The sequence below is a fragment of the Pseudomonas sp. AFG_SD02_1510_Pfu_092 genome, from assembly GCF_003331055.1.
In the GTDB taxonomy this organism is placed as follows: Bacteria; Pseudomonadota; Gammaproteobacteria; order Pseudomonadales; family Pseudomonadaceae; genus Aquipseudomonas.
Genome location: NZ_PUQD01000119.1, coordinates 1 through 2,772, shown reverse-complemented (window position 1 = coordinate 2,772; position 2,772 = coordinate 1). Strand labels below are relative to the sequence as shown.

Annotated in this window: 3 protein-coding genes; all 3 read left to right on the top strand. The window is 66.2% G+C overall.

All coding sequences use genetic code 11. From position 1 onward, the window contains the following. The first annotated feature begins 171 nt into the window (after window positions 1-171). Genes C6A77_RS25060 through C6A77_RS25050 form a run of 3 tightly spaced genes read left to right on the top strand, consistent with a single transcriptional unit; the run spans window position 172 to window position 2,667 of the window. The gene (locus C6A77_RS25060) at window positions 172-1,449 is read left to right on the top strand and encodes a flavohemoglobin expression-modulating QEGLA motif protein (protein ID WP_114172023.1); all 1,278 of its coding nucleotides are present in this window, start codon (window positions 172-174) and stop codon (window positions 1,447-1,449) included. Beyond that, window positions 1,421-2,344 carry an alpha/beta hydrolase gene (locus C6A77_RS25055; RefSeq protein ID WP_114172022.1) on the top strand — a complete coding sequence of 308 codons (924 nt, stop codon included), beginning with the start codon at window positions 1,421-1,423 and terminating at the stop codon, window positions 2,342-2,344. Before C6A77_RS25060 ends, C6A77_RS25055 begins: the two co-directional genes overlap by 29 nt. Then, entirely contained in the window at window positions 2,341-2,667 is a 327-nt protein-coding gene (locus C6A77_RS25050; protein WP_114172021.1) for a hypothetical protein, read from the top strand. The genes C6A77_RS25055 and C6A77_RS25050 overlap by 4 nt, the downstream gene beginning before the upstream one ends. Window positions 2,668-2,772: the final 105 nt, after the last annotated feature.

The following is a 2,772-nucleotide window of genomic DNA, read 5'->3' as shown; positions in this document are numbered from 1 at the left end:
GGCGCTTGCTGGCCCCCGGTCCCCCCGGCCCCCAAATCGCCGGGGCCGCCCCCCCCCCCGCCCCCCCCCCCCCCCCCCCCTCCCCCCCCCGGGGGGGGGGGGCGTCCCCCCGCGAAGAGGCCAGCACAGGCAACGCAAGGCTTGGCACTTTGTTCCAATAAGGAGTCCCCGGTGGACGAATACCAGCAAACCATCCGCGCCCTGTCCGACCGCATCGTCGCCGCGCAGACCCCGATCCGGGTGCTGGACGCGGTGAAGTGGGACGACAACATTCGCCAGGGCTTCCTCAAGGCCAAGGGCAAGGAGCCTCCGGCCGTCGATCGTGACTATTACCAGTCGCGCCCGCTGGCATTCGACTCCAGCGCGGTGAAGGCCGAGTTCCAGGGCATCGAGCGCGACATCATTCGCCAGCTTGGCCAGTTCAACCCGGTCGGGCAGATCATGAAGCGCATGTGCCGTGAATACCGCATGGTGGTGCGCATGCTCGAAGCGCGCGGTACCGAGGATTTCGGCCTGATCTCCCAGGAGCTGTACGGCGCCGCTTCGGATGCCTTCCACGCCGGTGACCCGACCCTGGCCGACCTCGGCCTGATGCTGTCGGACTACCTGAACAACATCGACGGCCGTGGCGACCTCAAGGACGAGCCGAAGAACCTCACTGCCAAGGAAGCCGTGGCAATCCTGCAGCGCCGGCTGAACAAGGTGTTCGGCGAGGCCGAGGAAACCATCCGTGTGTTCGAGTCCGACGGTATCGTCGCTGATGCCGCGGCCGGCGCCGACTACATCAAGGTGCGCGCCGACGCCATGTTCAACGCCCGCGATGTGCGCGCCCTGGAGGTGCACGAAGGGCTGGTGCATGTCGGCACCACGCTCAACGGCCTGAACCAGCCGATCTGTACCTTCCTGGCCAAGGGCCCGCCCTCGTCGACGGTGACCCAGGAAGGCCTGGCCATCCTCATGGAGGTGATCGCCTTCGCCTCCTACCCCAGCCGCCTGCGCAAGCTTACCAACCGCACCCGCGCCATCCACATGGTCGAGGAGGGGGCCGATTTCATCCAGGTCTACAACTTCTTCCGCGAGCAGGGCTTCGAGATGGCGCAGAGCTACAGCAACGCCAGCCGGGTGTTCCGCGGTTCGGTGCCCAACGGCCTGCCATTCACCAAGGACTTGTCCTACCTCAAGGGCTTCATCATGGTTTACAACTACATTCAGTTGGCCGTGAAGAAGGGCAAGCTCGAGCAGATCCCGTTGCTGTTCTGTGGCAAGACCACCCTGGAAGACATGCGCACCTTGCGCCAGCTGGTCGAGGAGGGCCTGGTCGAGCCGCCCAAGTACCTGCCCGAACAGTTCCGCGACCTGAACGCGCTGTCGGCCTGGATGTGCTTCTCCAACTTCCTCAACCACCTGAGCCTGGACCGTATTGAAGCCGACTACGCGAACATTCTCTGAGCGCTGCCGCCTGCTGGCCCTGGGTTTGATCCTGCTGGGCCTGGGCGGTTGCAGCAGCCTGCTGTTCTACCCCGAGCGTGGCCAGGCGTTCACACCCGAGCGGGCCAGGCTCGAATACCGCGATATCACGTTGAACACTGCTGACGGCATCCGCCTGCACGGCTGGTGGCTGCCGGCCAAGGCCGGGGTCGAGGTCAAGGGCACGGTGCTGCACCTGCATGGCAATGGTGGCAACCTGCCCGGGCACCTGGGCGGCAGCTACTGGTTGCCGGAGCAGGGCTACCAGGTGTTGATGATCGACTACCGCGGCTATGGCCTGTCGCAGGGCCAGCCGAGCCTGCCGGAGGTGTACCAGGACATCGCCGCAGCCATGGCCTGGCTGGAGCGCGCGCCCGAGGCCCAGGGCAAGCCGCTGGTGCTGCTGGGGCAGAGCCTCGGCGGGGCCATGGCCATCCACTATCTGGCTGCCCACCCCGAGCAGCGCCAGCGCTTCAGTGCCCTGGTGTTCGACGGTGTGCCGGCCAGCTACCGTTCAGTCGGGCGCTTTGCCCTGAGCACCTCGTGGATGACCTGGCCGCTGCAGGTGCCGCTGTCGTGGCTGGTGCCGGACGGCGACAGCGCGATCCGCTCGATCGAGCGGTTGAGCAGCCCGCCGAAGCTGTTCTTCCACAGCATCGACGACAACCTGGTGCCGCTGGACAACGGCATCCGCCTGTACCAGCACGCGCCACCGCCGCGGGTGCTGCAACTGACCCGCGGGGGCCACGTACAGACCTTCGCCGACCCGACCTGGCGCCAGGTGATGCTGCGCTTTCTGGATGATCCCGGCCATTTCAACGGCCTGCGGCGGCTTGCCGAAGTGCCCAACTACCCTGACGAGAAGAACAAGCAATGAGTGAAGAACGCAACGCCATCCCGCTGATCCTGACGGGTGTCGGCAGCATCATGGTGACGGTGGGGGCCTTGTGGTACTACGGTTACCTGCATTTCGCCAAGCCGGAGGATGCCCTGTTGCTGCAGGACTTCACCATGCTCAAGACCCTCCCGGGCGAGGACTACAAGGTCTCGCTGGACCCGGCGCCGCAGGTGGCCCAGTGTGTCGATGGCGTGCTGGTGCTGTTCGACACCCAGCAGAAAGGCCTGACCGGCGTATTGGTGGACAACCGCAAGCGTGCAGTGCGCTGCATGGGTGAGGAAACCCCGCAGCAGGTGCAGTGAGCCAAGATCTTTGCGGCCTGTTTTGGCCCTTTCGCGGGGTAAAACCCGCCCCCCCGGGGGGGGTGTGGGACGGGGGGGGGGGGGGGTTGGGCGGGAAGGGGCGGG

Bases quoted from the DNA above. Each gene is read 5' to 3' on its own strand.
- C6A77_RS25050 (WP_114172021.1), top strand. From the start codon at position 2,341: ATGAGTGAAGAACGCAACGCCATCCCGCTGATCCTGACGGGTGTCGGC.